16 protein-coding genes are annotated in these 18717 nt (G+C 74.0%); 11 read left to right on the top strand and 5 right to left on the bottom strand.

Going from position 1 to position 18717, the window contains the following annotated elements; all coding sequences use genetic code 11:
- Positions 1–43: 43 nt before the first annotated feature.
- The 3 genes from IE316_RS12535 to rhaI form a co-directional block, all read right to left on the bottom strand.
- Positions 44–1486 (bottom strand): rhamnulokinase, encoded by a 1443-nt coding sequence (locus tag IE316_RS12535; RefSeq protein WP_190204333.1) that lies wholly within the window; start codon positions 1484–1486, stop codon positions 44–46.
- Entirely contained in the window at positions 1483–3522 is a 2040-nt protein-coding gene (locus tag IE316_RS12540; protein ID WP_190204334.1) for a bifunctional aldolase/short-chain dehydrogenase, read from the bottom strand. Before IE316_RS12540 ends, IE316_RS12535 begins: the two co-directional genes overlap by 4 nt.
- Before the next feature lie 116 nt (positions 3523–3638).
- Complete coding sequence (gene rhaI, locus IE316_RS12545; protein WP_190204335.1) at positions 3639–4799, bottom strand: L-rhamnose isomerase; 1161 nt, start codon at positions 4797–4799, stop codon at positions 3639–3641.
- 273 nt (positions 4800–5072) lie between these two features.
- Between rhaI and IE316_RS12550 the strand changes: the two genes are divergently transcribed.
- From IE316_RS12550 to IE316_RS12590, 9 genes are all read left to right on the top strand, one after another.
- A complete protein-coding gene (locus IE316_RS12550; RefSeq protein WP_190204336.1) occupies positions 5073–6590 on the top strand; it encodes a sugar ABC transporter ATP-binding protein in 1518 nt (505 codons plus the stop codon).
- The gene (locus tag IE316_RS12555; RefSeq protein ID WP_190204337.1) at positions 6587–7627 is read left to right on the top strand and encodes an ABC transporter permease; all 1041 of its coding nucleotides are present in this window, start codon (positions 6587–6589) and stop codon (positions 7625–7627) included. The genes IE316_RS12550 and IE316_RS12555 overlap by 4 nt, the downstream gene beginning before the upstream one ends.
- Positions 7620–8639 (top strand): ABC transporter permease, encoded by a 1020-nt coding sequence (locus tag IE316_RS12560; protein ID WP_190204338.1) that lies wholly within the window; start codon positions 7620–7622, stop codon positions 8637–8639. The genes IE316_RS12555 and IE316_RS12560 overlap by 8 nt, the downstream gene beginning before the upstream one ends.
- Positions 8640–8675: 36 nt before the next feature.
- Positions 8676–9758 carry a rhamnose ABC transporter substrate-binding protein gene (gene rhaS, locus IE316_RS12565; protein ID WP_190204339.1) on the top strand — a complete coding sequence of 361 codons (1083 nt, stop codon included), beginning with the start codon at positions 8676–8678 and terminating at the stop codon, positions 9756–9758.
- A 34-nt stretch (positions 9759–9792) separates the two neighbouring features.
- Positions 9793–10113 (top strand): L-rhamnose mutarotase, encoded by a 321-nt coding sequence (locus IE316_RS12570; RefSeq protein ID WP_190204340.1) that lies wholly within the window; start codon positions 9793–9795, stop codon positions 10111–10113.
- 137 nt (positions 10114–10250) lie between these two features.
- Entirely contained in the window at positions 10251–11276 is a 1026-nt protein-coding gene (locus IE316_RS12575) for a LacI family DNA-binding transcriptional regulator (protein ID WP_190204341.1), read from the top strand.
- 95 nt (positions 11277–11371) lie between these two features.
- Positions 11372–12676: an alpha/beta fold hydrolase gene (locus IE316_RS12580; protein ID WP_190204342.1), complete on the top strand. Its 1305-nt coding sequence runs from the start codon at positions 11372–11374 to the stop codon at positions 12674–12676.
- Positions 12677–12717: 41 nt separating this feature from the next.
- The gene (locus IE316_RS12585) at positions 12718–13638 is read left to right on the top strand and encodes a sigma-70 family RNA polymerase sigma factor (protein ID WP_229910361.1); all 921 of its coding nucleotides are present in this window, start codon (positions 12718–12720) and stop codon (positions 13636–13638) included.
- Between the two features lie 35 nt (positions 13639–13673).
- On the top strand, positions 13674–14504 hold the full coding sequence (locus IE316_RS12590) for a pentapeptide repeat-containing protein (protein ID WP_190204343.1): 831 nt from the start codon (positions 13674–13676) through the stop codon (positions 14502–14504).
- On the opposite strand, the gene IE316_RS12595 is transcribed toward IE316_RS12590, so the two are convergent.
- Positions 14466–16100 carry a cytochrome P450 gene (locus IE316_RS12595; RefSeq protein ID WP_190204344.1) on the bottom strand — a complete coding sequence of 545 codons (1635 nt, stop codon included), beginning with the start codon at positions 16098–16100 and terminating at the stop codon, positions 14466–14468. The genes IE316_RS12590 and IE316_RS12595 overlap by 39 nt on opposite strands.
- Before the next feature lie 119 nt (positions 16101–16219).
- Here IE316_RS12595 and IE316_RS12600 point away from each other — a divergent pair, with 119 nt between their 5' ends.
- Both IE316_RS12600 and IE316_RS12605 read left to right on the top strand, forming a co-directional pair.
- Positions 16220–16828, top strand: a complete 609-nt coding sequence (locus IE316_RS12600) for a TetR/AcrR family transcriptional regulator (protein ID WP_190204345.1) — start codon at positions 16220–16222, stop codon at positions 16826–16828.
- Positions 16829–16914: 86 nt separating this feature from the next.
- The gene (locus IE316_RS12605) at positions 16915–17640 is read left to right on the top strand and encodes a DUF2470 domain-containing protein (RefSeq protein ID WP_190204346.1); all 726 of its coding nucleotides are present in this window, start codon (positions 16915–16917) and stop codon (positions 17638–17640) included.
- A gap of 31 nt (positions 17641–17671) precedes the next feature.
- On the opposite strand, the gene IE316_RS12610 is transcribed toward IE316_RS12605, so the two are convergent.
- Positions 17672–18661, bottom strand: a complete 990-nt coding sequence (locus IE316_RS12610) for a hypothetical protein (RefSeq protein WP_190204347.1) — start codon at positions 18659–18661, stop codon at positions 17672–17674.
- Positions 18662–18717 lie beyond the last annotated feature (56 nt).

An 18717-nucleotide genomic window follows, 5' to 3' on the forward strand; every position in this document is an offset into this window, starting at 1 on the left:
GAAAGCAGCGTAATGGGCAGGTCAGGGCCGGCGCGGACCCGGCTCACCGGGCGGTGAGCCGGGCCTCGGCGGCCCGCCAGCGCGCGGTGCCGCCCCGCGGCTCGTAGCGGACGGGCGCCTGGGTGCGCGCCAGCAGACGGCGCATCCCGGCCAGGTCGCCGACCAGACCGTCGGCGCGGGCCTGCACCAGCACATTGCCGAGCGCGGCGGCCTCGGCCGGCCCGGCCACCACCGGCAGCCCGCAGGCGTCGGCGGTGGACTGGCACAGCAGGGCGTTGCGGGTGCCGCCGCCCACGATGTGCACCACGTCCACCGGGTGCCCGGCCAGCTCCTGCGCCTCCCGCACGGCCCGGCGGTGGGCGAGGGCGAGGGAGTCCAGGATGCACCGGGTGATCTCGGCGGGCGTCACCGGCACCGGCTGCCCCGAGGCGCGGCACGCCCCGGCGATCCGCTCCGGCATCCGGCCCGGCGCGAGGAACGCCGCGTCACCGGCGTCCACCACCGACCGCAGCGCCGGCACCTCGGCGGCCCGGCGCAGCAGGCCGGCCAGCTCCGGGTCGCCCCACTCCCGCAGGCACTCCTGGAGCAGCCACAGCCCCATGATGTTGCGCAGATAGCGGACCGTGCCGTCCAGCCCCAGCTCATTGGTGAAGTTGGCGGCGCGGCTCGCCTCGGTCAGCACCGGCGCGGTCAGCTCCAGACCGGCCAGCGACCAGGTGCCGGTGCAGATGTACGCGAAGCGCTCACCGCCGGCCGGTACGGCGGCCACCGCCGAGGCGGTGTCGTGCGAGCCGACCGCCGTCACCCGCACCGGCCCGGTCAGCCCGGTCTCCGCCAGCACCTCCGGGCGCAGCACGCCCGCCGGATCGCCGGGCCGCCTGAGCGGCGGGAACAGGCCCAGGTCGATGCCGAGCCGCTCGGCGACCCCGTGCGCCCAGTCCCGGGTGCGGGGGTCGATCAACTGGGTGGTGGAGGCGTTGGTCAGCTCGGTGCCCTGCTCGCCGGTGAGCCAGTACGTCATCAGGTCCGGGATCAGCAACAGCCGCCTGGCCTGGGCCAGTTGGGCGGTGCCGCGGGCGGCGGTGAGCTGGTACAGGGTGTTGAACGGGGCGTACTGCAACCCGGTCGCCGCGTACAGCTCGGCGGGGGGCAGCGTCGCCCACACCCGCTCGGCGACGCCCTCGGTGCGGGCGTCGCGGTAGTGCACCGGGTTGCCCAGCAGCGCCCCGTCCGCGTCCAGCAGCCCGTAGTCCACGGCCCAACTGTCCACGCCCACCGACGCCACCGGCCCCGCCGCCCGCAGCCCGCGCAGGATCCCGGCGTACAGCCCCAGCACGTCCCAGCGCAGCCCCTCGGGCACCCGCACCGGACGGTTGGGGAAGCGGTGCGCCTCGGTCAGCTCCAGGGTGCCGGGGCCGACGCGGCCGACCATCACGCGCCCGCTGGACGCGCCGAGGTCGACCGCGGCGTACGACGCCGCGCTCATCGCAGGAAGGCCGCGGCCACACCGGCGTCGACCGGGACGTGCAGGCCGGTGGTGTGCGTCAGCTCCCCGCCGGTCAGCGCGAACACGGCGTTGGCCACGTGCTCGGGCAGCACCTCGCGCTTGAGCAGGGTGCGCTGGGCGTAGAACTCGCCCAGCTTCTCCTCCGCCACCCCGTACACGGCGGCCCGCTGGGCGCCCCAGCCGCCCGCGAAGATGCCCGAACCGCGCACCACGCCGTCGGGGTTGACCCCGTTGACCCGGATGCCGTGCTCGCCCAGTTCGGCGGCGAGCAGCCGCACCTGGTGGGCCTGGTCGGCCTTGGTGGCGGAGTAGGCGATGTTGTTCGGGCCGGCGAACACGGCGTTCTTCGAGGCGATGTAGACGATGTCACCGCCGAGCCCCTGCGCGATCATCACCCGGGCCGCTTCGCGGGAGACCAGGAAGGAGCCGCGGGCCATGATGTCGTGCTGGAGGTCCCAGTCCTTCGCGGAGGTCTCCAGCAGCGGCTTGGAGATCGAGACGCCCGCGTTGTTGACCACCAGGTCGACCCCGCCGAAGGCCAGCACCGCCGCCCGGAAGGCCGCGGCGATCTGCTCCTCGTCGGTGACGTCCACGGTCACCGCGACGGCCCGGTCCGGGCCGCCCAGCTCCTCGGCGACGGCCGCCGCGTTCTCCCCGTTCAGGTCGGCGACGACCACGCAGGCGCCCTCGGCGGCCAGCCGGTGCGCGATGGCCTTGCCGATGCCGCTGCCCGCGCCGGTCACCAGCGCCACCCGGGTGGCGAGCGCCTTGGGCTTCGGCATCCGCCGGAGCTTGGCCTCCTCCAGCGCCCAGTACTCGATGCGGAACTTCTCCGACTCCTCGATCGGCGCGTACGTGGAGACCGCCTCGGCGCCCCGCATCACGTTGACGGCGTTGACGTAGAACTCGCCGGCCACCCGCGCGGTCTGCTTGTCCTTGCCGAAGCTGAACATGCCCACGCCCGGGACCAGCACGATCGCCGGGTCGGCGCCGCGCATCGCGGGGGAGTCGGGCCCGGCGTGCCGCCGGTAGTAGGCGGCGTACTCCTCGCGGTACGCGGCGTGCAGCTCCGTCAGCCGCGCGATGGCCTCCTCCAGCGGGGCGCCCGGCGCCACGTCCAGGACCAGCGGGCGGACCTTGGTGCGCAGGAAGTGGTCCGGGCACGAGGTGCCCAGCGCGGCCAGGCGCGGGTGCTCGGCGCGGGAGAGGAAGTCCAGCACCACGTCGGAGTCGGTGAAGTGCCCGACCTGCGGCCGGTCCTGGGAGGCGACGGCCCGGACGTACGGCGCGAGGGCCGCGGCCCGCGCCCGCCGCTCGGCCTCGGGCAGCGGCTCGTACCCCTCGATCACGGGGCCGAACGGCTCCGCCTTGCCGCGCTCGGCCAGGAACCGCTCGGCGGTGCGGATGATGTGCAGCGAGTTGCGCTCGCACTCCTCGCTGGTGTCGCCCCAGGCGGTGATGCCGTGCCCGCCCAGCACACAGCCGATGGCCCCCGGGTGGGCCTCCTTCACCGCCGCGATGTCCAGCCCGAGCTGGAAGCCGGGGCGGCGCCAGGGCACCCACACCACCGAGTCGCCGAAGCACTCGGCGGTCAGCTTCTCGCCGTCCGCCGCGCAGGCCAGCGCGATCCCGGAGTCGGGGTGCAGGTGGTCCACGTGCGCGGCCTCGACCAGGCCGTGCATCGCCGTGTCGATGGACGGCGCGGCGCCGCCCTTGCCGTGCAGGCAGTAGTCGAACGCGGCGACCATCTCGTCCTCACGCTCGACCCCCGGGTACACGTCCTTCAGCGCCCGCAGCCGGTCCAGCCGCAGCACCGCCAGCCCCGCCTCGGTGAGCGTCCCGAGGTCCCCGCCGGACCCCTTCACCCACATCAGCTCCACATCACCTCCGGTGACGGGATCGGTGGCGGTGCCTTTCGCGGAGGCGTTGCCTCCCGCGTAGTTGGTGTTCCGGGGGTCGGAGCCGAGGCGGTGCGAACGGGAGAGAAGGGCGTCGGCTTCGGGGTGAGGTGCCATGTCTGTTCAGTCCTTTGCGACGAAGAGGAAGGTGAGCGCCCCGAAGGGGCGCGGGGAACTGCGCGACCAGCCACACACCGGCCCGCAGCCCGCACATCACAGAACCCGGTAGACGCTCACGCCCCCCACCCCGCCTGCCGCCCGCCGACCCGCTCGGCGACGATCCGCTCGCCCCACCCCGACGCCCGGTACGCCTTCAGCGGTTCGGGATCGATCCCCATCTCCTCCCGGACCTCCCGCAGCAACGGCCGCACATCCGTGTTGTACGCGTCCATCACCACCGCGTTCGCCTCCAGCACGTCCCCCGCGGCCTGCGCCGCGGCCAGCGCCTCGCCGTCCACGAGCAGCGCCTTCGCCGTCGCCTCCTGCACGTTCATCACCGACCGGATGATCGCCGGGATCTTCGCCTCGATGTTGTGGCACTGGTCGAGCATGAACGCCACGTCCGGGGTGAACCCGCCGCCGCGCACCACCTCGTACATGATCCGGAACAACTGGAACGGGTCGGCGGCGCCGACCATCAGGTCGTCGTCGGCGTAGAACCGCGAGTTGAAGTCGAACCCGCCGAGCTTGCCCTCGCGCAGCAGCGTCGCCACGATGAACTCGATGTTGGTGCCCGGCGCGTGGTGCCCGGTGTCCACCACGACCTGGGCCTTCTCGCCCAGCTTCAGGCAGTGCGCGTACGCCGTGCCCCAGTCCGGCACGTCCGTGGTGTAGAACGCCGGCTCGAACAGCTTGTACTCCAGCAGCATCCGCTGGTCGTCGCCGAGCCGCTCGTACACCTCCGCGAGCGCCTCGGCGAGCCGGTCCTGCCGGGACCGGATGTCGTCCTGCCCGGGATAGTTCGTGCCGTCGGCGAACCACAGCTTCAGGTCCTTCGACCCCGTCGCGTCCATGATGTCGACGCACTCCAGCAGGTGGTCGACCGCCTTGCGGCGCACCGCGGCGTCGGGGTGGCAGACGCTGCCGAGCCGGTAGGCGTCGTCCTGGAAGGTGTTGGAGTTGATCGCGCCGATCTTCACGCCGCGTTCCTCGGCGTGCTTGCCCAGCGCGGTGTAGTCCTCGACCCGGTCCCACGGGATGTGCAGGGCGACGGTCGGCGCCACGCCCGTGAACTCGTGCACCTTGGCCGCGTCGTCGAGCTTCTCGAACGGGTCGCGGGGCACGCCCGCCTGCGCGAACACCTTGAACCGGGTTCCCGAGTTCCCGTACGCCCACGACGGCGTCTCGACGGCCTGGGTCTTCAGCGCGGCCTTCACCGCGGCGGTCTCGGTCACGTCGGCTCCTGTGACGTCGGGTCGCACCACCCTCGCGTACGACCATGTGTGTGAAACGATTCAGAACGCGAAGTTATGAGGCGCCCGGAGGGGTGTCAAGCCCTCCGCCCGATCCGGAGCGCCGTGACTCCTTTGTGACCTTCGGGTATCGAAAGTTTTTCGGCCCGCACCCATTGACGTGGCATCCCCCGCCTGCCTAACGTCCCGGCAACCCAGTTGAAACCTTTCACGACGCTGTGAGGGCCGTCCCGCAGGCGTCGTCGAGGAGCCCTCATGACCCACCCGTCCGACACGGGTCCGGACCCGGTTCTCGCGCTCAGGGACGTGTCCAAGTCCTTCGGCGCGGTCCGCGCCCTGCGGGACGTCTCCCTGGACCTCTTCCCCGGAGAGGTGCACGCCCTCGCCGGCGAGAACGGCGCGGGCAAGTCCACCCTGATCAAGACGCTCGCCGGGGTGCACCGCCCCGACGCCGGGCAGGTCCTGCTCGACGGGGAACCGGTGGCCTTCCACGGCCCCGGCGACGCCCGCGACGCCGGTATCGCCGTGATCTACCAGGAGCCGACCCTCTTCCCGGACCTGTCGATCGCCGAGAACATCTTCATGGGCCGGCAGAAGCGGCGCGCGCTCGGCCGGATCGACCACAAGGCCACCCGCGCCGCCACGGCCGAGCTGATGCGGCGCCTGGGCGTCGACCTCGACCCGGACCGGCCGGCCCGCGGCCTGTCCATCGCCGACCAGCAGATCGTGGAGATCGCCAAGGCGCTCTCCTTCGACGCCCGCGTCCTGATCATGGACGAGCCCACCGCCGCCCTCACCGGCAGCGAGGTCGCCCGGCTGTTCGGCGTGGTGCGCACCCTGCGCGACCAGGGCGCCGCCGTGCTGTTCATCTCCCACCGGCTGGAGGAGATCTTCCAGATCTGCCGGCGCGTCACCACCCTGCGCGACGGCGCCTTCGTCGCCAGCGAGCTTCTCGACGGCATGACCGAGGACGACCTGGTGCGCCGCATGGTCGGCCGCGACCTCGACGAGCTGTACCCCAAGCAGGAGGTCACCCCGGGCGAGACCGTGCTCAGCGTGCGCCGGCTGACCCGCGAGGGCGTCTTCACCGACGTCTCCTTCGAGGTGCGGCGCGGCGAGATCGTCGGGCTGGCCGGACTGGTCGGCGCCGGCCGCACCGAGGTGGCCCGCGCCGTGTTCGGCATCGACCGCTGGGACGCCGGGGAGGTCGAGGTCGACGGCAGGGCACTGGTCAACGGCGCCCCGTCCACCGCGATGGCCGCCGGGCTCGCCCTGGTCCCCGAGGACCGCCGGGCCCAGGGCCTGGTGATGGACATGTCCATCGAGCGGAACATCGGCCTCACCGGACTGCGCGGCACCACGAAGGCCGGACTGATGGACCGGGGCGCCGAGCGCAGCCGGTCCCTGGACTGGGCGGTCAGGCTCCAGGTCAAGTACGCCCGGCTCGCCGACGCCGTCAGCACCCTGTCCGGCGGCAACCAGCAGAAGGTCGTGCTGGCCAAGTGGCTCGCCACCGGCCCCAAGGTGCTGATCGTCGACGAGCCCACCCGCGGCATCGACGTCGGCACCAAGGCCGAGGTGCACCGGCTGCTGTCGCACCTGGCGGCCGACGGGGTGGCCGTCCTGATGATCTCCTCCGACCTGCCGGAAGTGCTCGGCATGGCCGACCGCGTGCTCGTGATGCACGAGGGCCGGCTCACCGCCGAACTCGACCGCACCGACGCCACCGAGGAAACCGTGATGGCCGCAGCCACCGGGAGGGCCGCCGCATGACGGTCACCACCCCCGACCGAGCCCCCGTCGCCGAGGCGCCGCGGGCCGGCGCCGCCAAGCTGGTCGACCGCATCGTCAAGATGCGCGAACTGGCCATCCTGGTCGTCTTCCTGGTGATGATCGCCGTCACCCAGGCCGGCAACAGCGAGTTCCTGTCCGTCCAGGGCGTCAAGGACCTGCTGCTGAACGCGACCATCCTGGTGCTGGTCGCCACCGGCCAGTCCCTGGTGGTCATCACCCGCAACGTCGACCTCTCCGTCGGCTCCACCCTCGGCATCAGCGCCTTCGCCGCCGGCACCTGCCTCCAGGGCGGCCAGCACCCGGTCGTCGCCGTGGCCCTCGCGGTGCTGCTGGGCATCGGCTTCGGCCTGCTCAACGGCCTGCTGGTCAGCCTCGGCCAGGTGCCCGCCCTGGTGGTCACCCTCGGCACCCTCTACATCATCCGCGGCATCGACTCCATCTGGGTCGGCTCCCGCCAGATCACCGCGGCCGACCTGCCCGGCGGCTTCGTCGACTTCGGCGCCGGCGGCGTCTGGGCGGTGCCGTACCTGGCGCTGATCGCCCTCGCCGTGCTGGTCGCCACCGCCTACTACCTCAAGCACTTCGGCGGCGGACGCGAGCTGTACGCGCTCGGCTCCAACCCCGAGGCCGCCCGGCTGGCCGGCATCCCCGTGCGCCGGCGGATCCTGGCCGCGTACACCTTCTGCGGCGCCCTCGCGGGCCTGGCCGGCGCCCTCTACCTGGCCCGGTTCGGCAACGTCGACTCCGGCACCGGCAACGGCTACGAACTCACCGTCGTCAGCGCGGTCGTGGTCGGCGGCGTCGTCTTCACCGGCGGCTCCGGCAGCGTCTACGGCGCCGCCCTCGGCGCGCTGCTGCTGACCTCCATCAACAGCGTGCTGCCCGCCCTCGGCGTCAGCTCGGTCTGGGTGCTGGCCATCAACGGCATCCTGCTCATCCTGGCCATCGCGGTCGACCGGATCGTCGCCCTGCGCCTGGCCACCGCACTGAAGAAGAGGAACGCCCGCCATGGCTGACTCCACGCTCACGCGCGCCGTCCGCTGGGACACCGTGGTCGGCGCCCTGCTCCTGGTGGTCCTGCTGCTGTCCTTCGGCTTCGTCGACGGCTTCGGCAACGCCCTCAACCTGTCCTTCCTGCTCGGCAACACCCTGCCGATCGCCCTGATCGCCCTGCCGATGACCCTGCTGGTGGTCTCCGGCGAGATCGACCTGTCCGTCGCCTCCACCGCCGGACTCTCCGGCGCGGTGCTGGGCGCCCTGTGGAACCAGGGCCTGGCCATCGAGGCGATCGTCCCGCTCTGCCTGCTGCTCGGCGTGGTCTGCGGCCTGGTCAACGGCCTGCTGGTCACCCGGCTCGGACTGCCCTCGCTGGCCGTCACCATCGGCACCATGGCCGCCTACCGGGGCATCGCGCAGATCGTCCTCGGCTCCGACGCCGTCACCGACTTCCCCGCGCAGTACCTGGACTTCGCGGCCGGACGGGTCGGCGACTCCTTCGTCCCCCGGGCCTTCCTGCCGTTCCTGGTCCTGCTCGTGGTGGCCGTGGTCGCGCTGCACGCCACCCCGTTCGGCCGCGCCCTGTTCGCCATCGGCGCCGGCGAGGAGGCCGCCCGCTTCGCCGGCATCCGGGTCAAGCGGCAGAAGCTGATCCTCTTCACGGTCACCGGCCTGATGTCCGCCCTGACCGGCGTCTTCTGGGCGCTGCACTACGCCAGCGCCCGCTACGACAACGCCACCGGCCTGGAGCTGTCCGTCGTCGCCGCCGTTCTCCTCGGCGGCATCGACTTCGACGGCGGCAAGGGCACGCTCGGCGGCGCGATCGCCGGCGTCTTCCTGCTGGGCGCCCTGCAGAACGTCATGAGCCTGCAAGACGTCTCCGCTCAGTCCCAGATCGTCGTCACCGGAGTGCTGCTCGTCCTGTCCGTGCTCGGCCCCCGGGTGGCACGCCAGATCTCCGCCGCCCGGGCGGGCCGCCGGGCCGCATCGGCACCACCACCGGCGTCCAACACGCCCGCACCGACCACCTGAACGCCGCCCCCGCCACCTGCCCTAAGGAAACCCGCCATGCGCAAGTCGTCGATCCGCCGTGCCGGCGCGGCCCTCGCCGCCGTCACCTCCCTCGCCCTGGCCGCCACCGCCTGCGGCGGCACCACCAAGGAGGACGTCAAGAACGAGGGCGGCGCCGCCGCCTCGGCCGGCAAGGCCGACCCGAACGCCGCGACCAAGAAGGGCCTGACCGTCGGCTTCCTGCCCAAGCAGGTCAACAACCCGTACTTCACGGTCGCCGACCGGGGCGGCGAGAAGGCGCTGAAGGAACTCGGCTCCGCCTACAAGGAGGTCGGCCCGTCCAGCGCCACCGACACCTCCGGCCAGGTCTCCTACGTCAACACGCTCACCCAGCAGCAGGTCGACGCGATGGCCGTCTCCGCGCAGGACCCGGGCGCCCTGTGCACGGCGCTCAAGCAGGCCCTGCGGGGCGGCATCAAGGTCGTCACCTACGACTCCGACACCAAGCCCGAGTGCCGCAACGCCTTCATCTCGCAGGCGTCCGCCGAGGACCTCGGCCGCACCGAGGTGCGGCTCCTCGCCGAGCAGCTCGACTACCGCGGCGAGATCGCGATCCTGTCGGCCGCGCAGACCGCGACCAACCAGAACACCTGGATCGAGTTCATGAAGAAGGAACTGGAGGACCCCGAGTACAAGGACATGAAGCTGGTCAAGGTCGCCTACGGCAACGACGACGCCCAGCAGTCCTTCCAGCAGACCCAGGGCCTGCTCCAGGAGTACCCGAAGCTGAAGGGGATCATCTCCCCGACCACCGTCGGCATCAAGGCCGCCGCCCAGTACCTGTCCGGCTCCAAGTACAAGGGCAAGGTCAAGCTGACCGGCCTCGGCACCCCCAACGACATGCGCAAGTACGTCAAGAACGGCACCGTCGAGGCGTTCGAGCTGTGGGACCCGGCCAAGCTCGGCGAACTGGCCGCCCGCACCGCCGTCGCCCTCGCCTCCGGGCAGATCACCGGCAAGGAGGGCGAGACCTTCAAGGCCGGTGCCATGGGCGAGTACACCATCGGCGCCAACGGCGTGATCGCCCTCGGCAAGCCGACCGTGTTCGACGCCGGCAACATCGACGAGTTCGACTTCTGATACGCCGTAACCGACTGGTGAGGAGCGGTACGTCATGCAGCGCGTCTGTTTCCTGCTCAAGGTCCGCGAGGACAAGCTCGCCGAGTACCGCGAACGCCACGCCGCCGTGTGGCCCGAGATGAAGGCCGCCCTCTCGGCCACCGGCTGGCACAACTACTCCCTCTTCCTGCGGGACGACGGCCTGCTCGTCGGCTACCTGGAGACGGAGGACTTCGCCGCCGCGCGGGCCGGCATGGAGGCCACCGAGGTCAACGCCCGCTGGCAGGCCGAGATGGCACCCTTCTTCGAAGCCCTCGACGGGTCCCGCCCCGACGAGGCGATGAAGCCGCTCACCGAGGTGTTCCACCTGGCCTGACGCGGAGCCGGCAGCTCCGCCGACCGCCGCCCCGCCGATGGGGGTCCTTGTGGCGGGGCGGCGGTAATGTGAGGTCTTCCGGCCACTTCCGCGCCTGCCGCGTAGCCCCCTAGCCCGACCCTGGAGGTCCCTGCCCGATGGCCCAGTCGGTGGGTATCAAGGACGTCGCCCGAGCCGCCGGAGTCTCCGTGGGCACGGTCTCGAACGTCATCAACCGCCCGGACACCGTCGCCACCGAGACCCGCGCGCGCGTGCTGTCCGCGATCGACCGGCTCGGCTACGTCCGCAGCGAGTCCGCCCGTCAGCTCCGGGCCGGCCGCAGCCGCATCATGGGGCTGCTCGTCCTCGACATGGGCAACCCCTTCTTCGTGGACGTGGCCCGCGGCGCCGAACGCGCCGCCCGGGACGCCGGACTCGGCGTGATGGTCTGCAACAGCGCCCAGAACCCCGGCGAGGAGGCCGAGTACCTCTCGCTCTTCGCCGAACAGCGGGTGCGCGGCGTGCTGCTCACCCCCGCCGACGCCACCGGCCGCAACATCGACGCCTTCCGGCGGCACAACATCCCCTTCGTCCTGGTCGACCGCGTCGCCGAGGGCACCACCGAGTGCTCGGTCTCCGTCGACGACGTCGCGGGCGGCGCGCTCGCCGTGCGCCACCTCGTGGACGCCGGACACCGCTCGCTCGCCTACGTCAGCGGACCCCCCGGACTGCACCAGGTCCGCGACCGCCGGATCGGCGCCCTGGAGGCCCTCGCCGAGGCCGGGCTCGGCCCCGACGCGCTGCGCGAGCTGCCCACCGAGCGCCTCGACGTCGCCGCCGGACGGGACGCCGGGGCCCGGCTGCTCGGCCTCGCCGACCGGCCCACCGCCGTGTTCTGCGCCAACGACCTGCTCGCCCTCGGCGTCCTGCAGGCCATGTTCGCGGCCGGCGTCTCCGTCCCCGACGACCTCGCCATCGTCGGCTACGACGACATCGAGTTCGCCGCCGCCGCGGCCGTCCCGCTGACCTCCGTACGCCAGCCCGCCGTCACCATGGGCGCGCTCGCCGCCGGGCTGCTCCTGGAGGAGACCGAGGCGGCGAACGCGGCCGAGCGGCACGAGCACCGCCGGGTCGTCCTCCAGCCGGAACTGGTCGTACGGCGCTCCAGCCTGGCCGCTCGCTGACCGCAGGATGTCGTGATCCCGGCCGCCGGGGCCGCAGGGGCGTGTGCTCAACTGGGAAACCGCCGTAAAAGATCCGTCCGCCCCGGGAGTCCTCGTTGAGCGTCCGCTACCGCCAGCCCGGCGTCGTCCTCACCGACCGCCGCTTCACCGTGCCCCTCGACCACTCGGCCCCCGACGGGCGGACGATCGAGCTGTACGCCCGTGAGGTGGTCGCGAGCGACAAGGAGGACCAGGACCTGCCGTGGCTGGTCTACCTCCAGGGCGGCCCGGGCTTCGGCGCCCCCCGCTTCACCGGCCGGGACACGGCCTGGCTGGGCCGCGCCCTGGAGGAGTACCGGGTCCTCCTGCTCGACCAGCGCGGCACCGGCGCCTCCACCCCCGTCAACCGGCAGACGCTGCCGCTCGCCGGCGGCCCCGCCGCCCAGGCCGGCCACCTCACCCTGTTCCGCGCCGACTCCATCGTCCGCGACTGCGAGGCCATCCGCCCCCAGGTCACCGGCGGCGCCCCCTGGACCGTCCTCGGCCAGAGCTTCGGCGGCTTCTGCACGGTCGCCTACCTGTCCCTGGCGCCCGAGGGCCTCGCCGCCGCGCTGATCACCGGCGGCCTGCCCTCCCTGGACGCGCACGCCGACGACGTCTACCGGGCCGCCTACCCGCGCATCGCCCGCAAGGTGGCCGCGCACTACGCCCGCTACCCGCAGGACGTCGAACGCGCCCGCCGCATAGCCGACCACCTCCTCGCCCACGACGTGGTCCTGCCCAACGGCTACCGGCTCACCGTGGAGGCGTTCCAGTCGCTGGGCGCCGTGCTGGGCAGCGGAGACGGCAGCCACCGCCTGCACCACCTGCTGGAGGACGCCTTCGTCCGCACCCCGGCCGGCCCCGAACTCTCCGACGCCTTCCAGGAACAGGTCCAGGCCCGGCTCTCCTACGCCGGCCACCCCCTGTACGCCCTGATCCACGAGGCCATCTACGCCCAGGACGAACGCCCCACCGACTGGTCGGCCGAGCGGGTCCGGGCCGAGTTCCCCCGCTTCGACGCCGCCAAGGCCCTGGCCGGCGACGAACCCCTGCTGTTCACCGGCGAGTCCGTGCACCCCTGGACGTTCGACTGCGACCCCGCCCTGCGCCCGCTGCGCGAGACCGCGGACCTGCTCGCCGCCCGCACCGGCTGGACCCCCCTGTACGACCCCGCCCGCCTCGCCGCCAACGAGGTGCCGGTCGCCGCGGCCGTCTACCACGACGACATGTACGTCGACACCGCCCACGCCCTGACCACCGCCCGGGCGATCCGGGGCCTGCGCACCTGGGTCACCGACGAGTTCGAACACGACGGCGTCCACGTCGGCGGCGCCCGCGTCCTGGACCGCCTGCTGTCCCTCGTCCGCGACGAGGCGTGAGACACGGCCCCGCTGTCGGCGGGCGGCGCTAGTCTGCGGGCATGACCGAGCCGATGACCAGCCCGCCGGAGCCCCCGCCCGCCGACGCCGCCGCGCGACTGGCCGACCGGTTCGAGGAGCACCGCGGGCAGTTGCGGGCCGTGGCGTACCGGATGCTCGGCTCCCTCGCGGAGGCGGAGGACGCCGTCCAGGAGACCTGGCTGCGGCTGGACCGCGCCGGTGCCGACGGGGTGGACAACCTCGGCGGCTGGCTGACCACCGTCACCGGCCGGATCTGCCTGGACCTGCTGCGCTCCCGCACCGCCCGCCGCGAGGAGCCCATGCCCGACACCTTCGTGCCGGACCCGGTGGTGCGGGCGCTGCCGCGCACCGACCCGGAGCAGGAGGCGCTGCACACCGACTCGGTGGGCCTGGCCCTGCTGGTGGTCCTGGAGAGGCTGGAGCCCGCCGAGCGGCTGGCTTTCGTGCTGCACGACCTGTTCGCCGTGCCGTTCGACGACATCGCCGCGATCGTGGAGCGCACCCCGGCCGCCACCCGGCAACTGGCCAGCCGGGCCCGGCGCCGGGTGCGCGACGCGACCCCCGCGGCCGACCCCGACCTCGGGCGGCAGCGCGCGGCGCTGGACGCCTTCCTCGCCGCCAGCCGCGCCGGGGACTTCGAGGCGCTCCTGGCCGTGCTCCACCCCGACGTGGTGCTGCGGGCCGACGCGGGCGCCGGCCTGTCCCGGCTGGTGCGCGGCGCCCGCACGGTGGCCGAACAGGCGCGGCTCTACCAGCGCACCGCGACCGCCGAGGCGCGGCCGGTCACGGTCAACGGCGCGGCCGGACTGCTCGCCGTCCGCGGTGGCCGGCCGGAGTCGGTCCTCACCGTCACCGTCGTCGACGGGCGGATCACCGGTCTGTACATCCTGGCCGACCCGGAGCGGCTGGCCCGTCTGGAGCTGCCCGGCCTGGACACCTGACCGAGGGTCGAACAGCAGTTCCGTATGCTGTCGGCATGCGTGATCACACGGCGGACCTGGCCGGACTGCGCGGCGACTGCGCCCGGTGCTTCGGGCTGTGCTGCGTCGCCCTGCCGTTCGCCGCGTCGTCGGACTTCGCCCTCGACAAGCCGGCCGGGCGGCCCTGCCCGAACCTCGGCGACGACCACCGCTGCGGCATCCACGACCAACTGCGGCAGCGGGGCTTCACCGGCTGCACGGTCTACGACTGCTTCGGCGCCGGGCAGCGCGTCTCCCAGGTCACCTTCGGCGGCCGGGACTGGCGCACCGGCCCGCCCGGACATCTGCGCCGCATGACCGAGGTCTTCCCGGTCGTCCGCCAGTTGCACGAGCTGCTGCGCTATCTGACCGAGGCGCTGACCCTGCCCGCCGCCCGGCCCCTCCACGCCGAGCTGCGCCGGATGCGGGAGCGCACCGAGGCGCTGGCGTCCGGCACCCCCGGGGAACTGGCCGCGCTGGACGTGCCCGCGCACCGGCAGGAGGTCAACGTCCTGCTGCTGCGCACCAGCGAGCTGGCCCGCGCCGGGACGCGCGGCCGGAAGAAGAACCGCCGGCACGCCGACCTGCTGGGGGCCCGCCTCAGGGGCGCCGACCTCAGCGGCGCCGACCTGCGCGGGGCCTGTCTGATCGCCGCCGACCTCACCGGCGCGGATCTGCGCGGCGCGGACCTGATCGGCGCGGACCTGCGGGACACCGACCTGACGGACGCGGACCTCACGGGCGCGTTCTTCCTGACCCAGCCCCAGGTCACCGCGGCCCGCGGCAGCGCCGGCACCCGTCTGCCGGACTCAGTCACCCGCCCCGCGCACTGGACAGCGGGCGGCTGACCCCTCCGCCCCGGCCCCCCGCGCGGGCACGACGGCCCGCCGCGCCTCCGCCGCCCCGGCGGCCGACGGGCCCGGCCCGGACGCCCCCGCCGACGCCGCCACGGACGCCCCGGCTACCGGCGAGGCCGCCCCCGCCGCCCCGGAGCCGCCCGCCCCCCGCCGCTCCGGACGCAGCCGCAGTCCCTCCGGCATCAGCGTCAGCCGTTCCGTCACCCGCAGCCGGTAGCCCGGGTCGGCCCGCAGGTCGTACCGGCGCAGCAGCAGGCCGAGGACGAGGGTCGCCTCGTGCAGCGCGAACTGCCGCCCGATGCACGCCCGCGCCCCCGTCCCGAACGGCTTGAACGTGTGCGGGGCCCGCGAGCGCGCCGCCTTCGCCTCGAACCGGTCCGGGTCGAACTCCTCGGCGTCCGGCCCCCACACCTCCGGGTCCCGGTGCAGCATCGACGTCAGGACCATCGCCCACGCCCCCCGCCGCATCGGGTGCACCCCGCCGAGCAGGGTGTCCTCGCGGGCCTCCCGGGCGAAGGCCGGCGCGGTCGGCCACAGCCGCAGCGACTCGTCCAGCACCCGGCGCACGTACCGCAGTTTGGCCACCTGCTCGTAGCCCGGCACCGCCGTGCCGCCCCAGACCCGGTCCACCTCGGCGCGGGCGCGGGCGGCGGCCCCGGCGTGCCGGGAGAGGTAGTGCAGCGCGAAGGAGAGCGCGCCGGAGGTGGTCTCGTGCCCGGCGACCAGGAAGGTGATGACCTGCCGGCGGACGTTCTCGGCCGACAGCCGCTCCCCGGTGACCGGGTGCGCGGTCTCCAGCATCAGGTCGAGCAGGTCACCGCCGGCGGGGCCGGAGCGCCGGCCGGAGCGGCGGGCGCGCACCACGTCGTCGACCGTGCGGTCGAGGTAGGCGATGTGGGCCGCGTTGCGCCGGTGCGCCCGGCGCAGCAGCCAGGGGGAGAGCGGCGCGGGGACGGTGTTGAGGCGCTGGGCGTGGGCGAGGACGCCCACCATCGCGGTCACGAACGGGTGCGGCCGGGCCCGTTCGAAGGACCCGAAGTCGTGCCCGAACCCGGTGCGCGCGATGGTCTCCAGCGTCAGCTTCGTCATGTCGCCGGGCACGTCCACCGTCTCCCCGGCCGCCGCCGCCCGGTCCCAGTGCGCCATCAGCCGCCCGGCCACGTCGAGCATCATCGGGTGGTAGCCCGCCATCGCCTCGCGGCTGAACCCGGGGGCCAGCACCTCGTGCGCGAGCTGCCAGTTGGGCTCGTGGTTGTACGCGGTGAACAGCCCGTCCCCGGCGAGCGGCCGCAGATTGGCCACGCCCAGGCCCACGTGCTTGGCGAACCGCGACTCGTCCGCGAGGTCGGCGGCGAGCGCGGCACCCCACACGAACACGAACTCCTTGCCGAAGACCCGCCGCCGGAAGATCGGCCCCAGGTCGCGCGCGTACCGCAGCGTGTCCTGGATCGGGTTGGCCCGGTCCGCGCCCCGCACGTCCCCGAGCAGCGGCAGCCGGTGCGGCGGGTGGGGTATTCGGTGCAGTTCGGGCCAGCCCAGCTCGGCGCTGCGGAACCCTTTCGGCAGTCCGTTCCTCGTCTCCGCCATGACGCGATCTCCGTTGTCCGTGGGCGAGTCGTCCCTGAACGTGCGCGTGTTGTACGTGGATTCAATAGCGCGCCCAGTGTCGTCCCGGCGCTGAACCGCCGTCAAGTAAGGTGCGGGGCATGGCCGCCGACCAGGGAGAGCGCACGCGCCGCCGGCTCAGCACCGCCCAACGCCGGGAGCAACTGCTCACGGTGGGGGCGCGGTTGTTCTCGGACCGTCCGTACGACGAGGTGTGGATCGAGCAGGTGGCCGAGATAGCCGGGGTCTCCCGGGGGCTGCTGTACCACTACTTCCCGACCAAACGGGACTTCTTCGCGGCGGTCGTCGAGCGCGAGAGCGAGCGGATGCTGCGGATGACGGCGGCGGTGCCCGGCGTCCCGGTGCGCGAGCAGCTCGACGCCGCGCTCGACGCGTATCTGCGGCACGTCGAGGAGCACGCGCACGGCTACCGCGCCTTCCACCGCGCCGACGCGGCCGGGGACCGGGCGGTGCGCGGGGTCTACCGGCGGGCGCTGGCCGTGCAGCGGCGGCAGATCCTCGCCGCGCTCGCCGCCGACCCGGAGTTCGGCCCGGAGCTCGCCGGGCGGCCCGAGACGACGGTGGCCGTGCACGGCTGGCTGGCCTTCACCACCGCGGTCTGCCTGGAGTGGCTGCGCGCGGGGGAGTTGTCGCGCACCGAGGTGCGCGACCTGTGCGCTCGCGCGCTGCTCGGTGCCATCGGGCGCTGAGCGGCTCCCGGTGCGGGAGGCGGGCCGTGGTTGGCGCGCCCTCCGATCTCCGATAGGTTAGGTGAGGCTTACCTAAGGAGGTTGGGATGGGTGACGGCCAGACCTGGGCGGCGGCGCCCGCCGCGGCGGAGCGCGCCCGGTCGGTGCTCGCCGCCGCGTGGTCCTGCGCGGTGACGTCGGAGGCCGGCCGCGAGGAGTTCACCGGCGCGCACAGCGTGACCGGCGACGGCCGGGTGCTGCTGCGGGTGCCGGAGGACAGCGCGCTGCCCGCCGCGGCGATCTGCGCGCCCCGGGGGGAGCCGTCGGCCGTCCTGGAGTTCGCCGACGTGGCGCCCGTCCCGGTGCGCAGCAGGATCCGCGCCCGGCTCTGGCTCGCCGGCCGGCTGACCGCGGGGGAGGGCCATCTCGTCTTCCACCCCACGCGGCTGGTGCTGCGGCAGTCCGCCGGGGCGGTGGTGGTCGACCGCGAGGAGTTCGCCGCCGCCGCGCCCGATCCGCTGGCCACCGCCGAGGCCCATCTGCTGACCCACCTCGCCGACCGCCACGGCGACGCGGTGGAGCGGCTCACCCGGCTCGTCGACCCCGCGAGCCTGCACGGCGCGGTCCGGGTGCGGCCCCTCGCCGTCGACCGGCACGGACTGACGCTGCGCATCGAACGGGCCCGCGCCCACGGCGACGTACGCCTGCCGTTCCACCGCCCCGCCGACGACCTCGCCCAGCTCACCGAGCGGGTCCACGTCCTGCTCGGCCGGGCGGACGGCGCGCCCTGCCCCCGCGCCCTGCACCGGCGGCGCACCGACCGCGACGGCTGACCCGGACGCCCCCGGCCCCGAAGGAGGGCGGCTACCACTCGCCGTCCTCCACCGGCCGCCCCGCCGCGTCCCCCAGGGGCAGCACCTGGCCGGGCGCCGGCATCTGCCACGGCTCGTGTTCGTCGCCGAGCCAGTCGCCGACCGGGGCGACGCCCTCGAGGGGGCCGGCCGGGGCGAGGTCGGCGGCGTCGTCGTAGTAGTCGAACCAGGGCAGGCCGGCCCGGGTGTAGGCCGCGCGGTCCACCGGGGACGGCGGGGGCTCCTCACCGGTGATGCGCCGCCAGTCGGGCGGTGTCACCAGATGGACGAAGACCCGGCCCGCGGGCCGCTCCGCCCAGTCCGTCGCCGGCCGGTCGTCGCGGTACACCTCCTGCCGCATGGTTCCGCCGGCACCCAGCCCCATGGCCGGGCCCCGGGGAGCGGCGGCCGCCGTCCCCGCCGGCAGGGCGGGCCCGCCCCCCCGGTACCGGCTCCCCGTGCGCCGCCGCCGCTCGCGCCAGCGGGCCAGTGCCGCGCCGGTCAGCGGGAACGTCTGGAGCTGTACGCCGCCCCAGGTCTCCTCGCCGGTGACCTGGCCCTCGACGGTGGCGCCCAGGCCCAGCGGCACGGCCACGAACTGACGGACCGTGCCCTTGCCGGAGTTGATGCCGTCCAGCCAGGGCTGCCGGGGGAGCACCACGTAGTTCTGCGGGTCCCGGGCGAGCCGGTCGCTCCAGGGCCGGCCGGAGACCGCGCACACCTTGCCGACGCCGACCTGGAGCGCGGCGGGCTCGGTGGCGCCGAAGCCCAGCCACATCGCCTCGCGCAGGTACACCGGCAGCAGGACGCCGCCGCGCGCCCGCCAGGACGCGGGCACGGTGTCCGCGAAGTCCGCGACCCGGCGCACCGGGAACTCCCCGAGCCCCGGCGGCAGCGGATGCGTCCCGGTCTCGGGCAGCCGCAGGGTGCGCATGAACCGCACCACCACGCCGCCCGGCAGTTGCAGCGAGTTCCCCTCGATCCGTACGGCGCTGTCGCTCATCGTCGGCCCCCCTGGGTCCGCGTCGCGGTCGCGGGGCCCCGGCGGCGGCCCCTCGC

Origin of the sequence: Streptomyces fumanus (genome assembly GCF_014655295.1) — a bacterium.
Lineage (GTDB): Bacteria > Actinomycetota > Actinomycetes > Streptomycetales > Streptomycetaceae > Streptomyces > Streptomyces fumanus.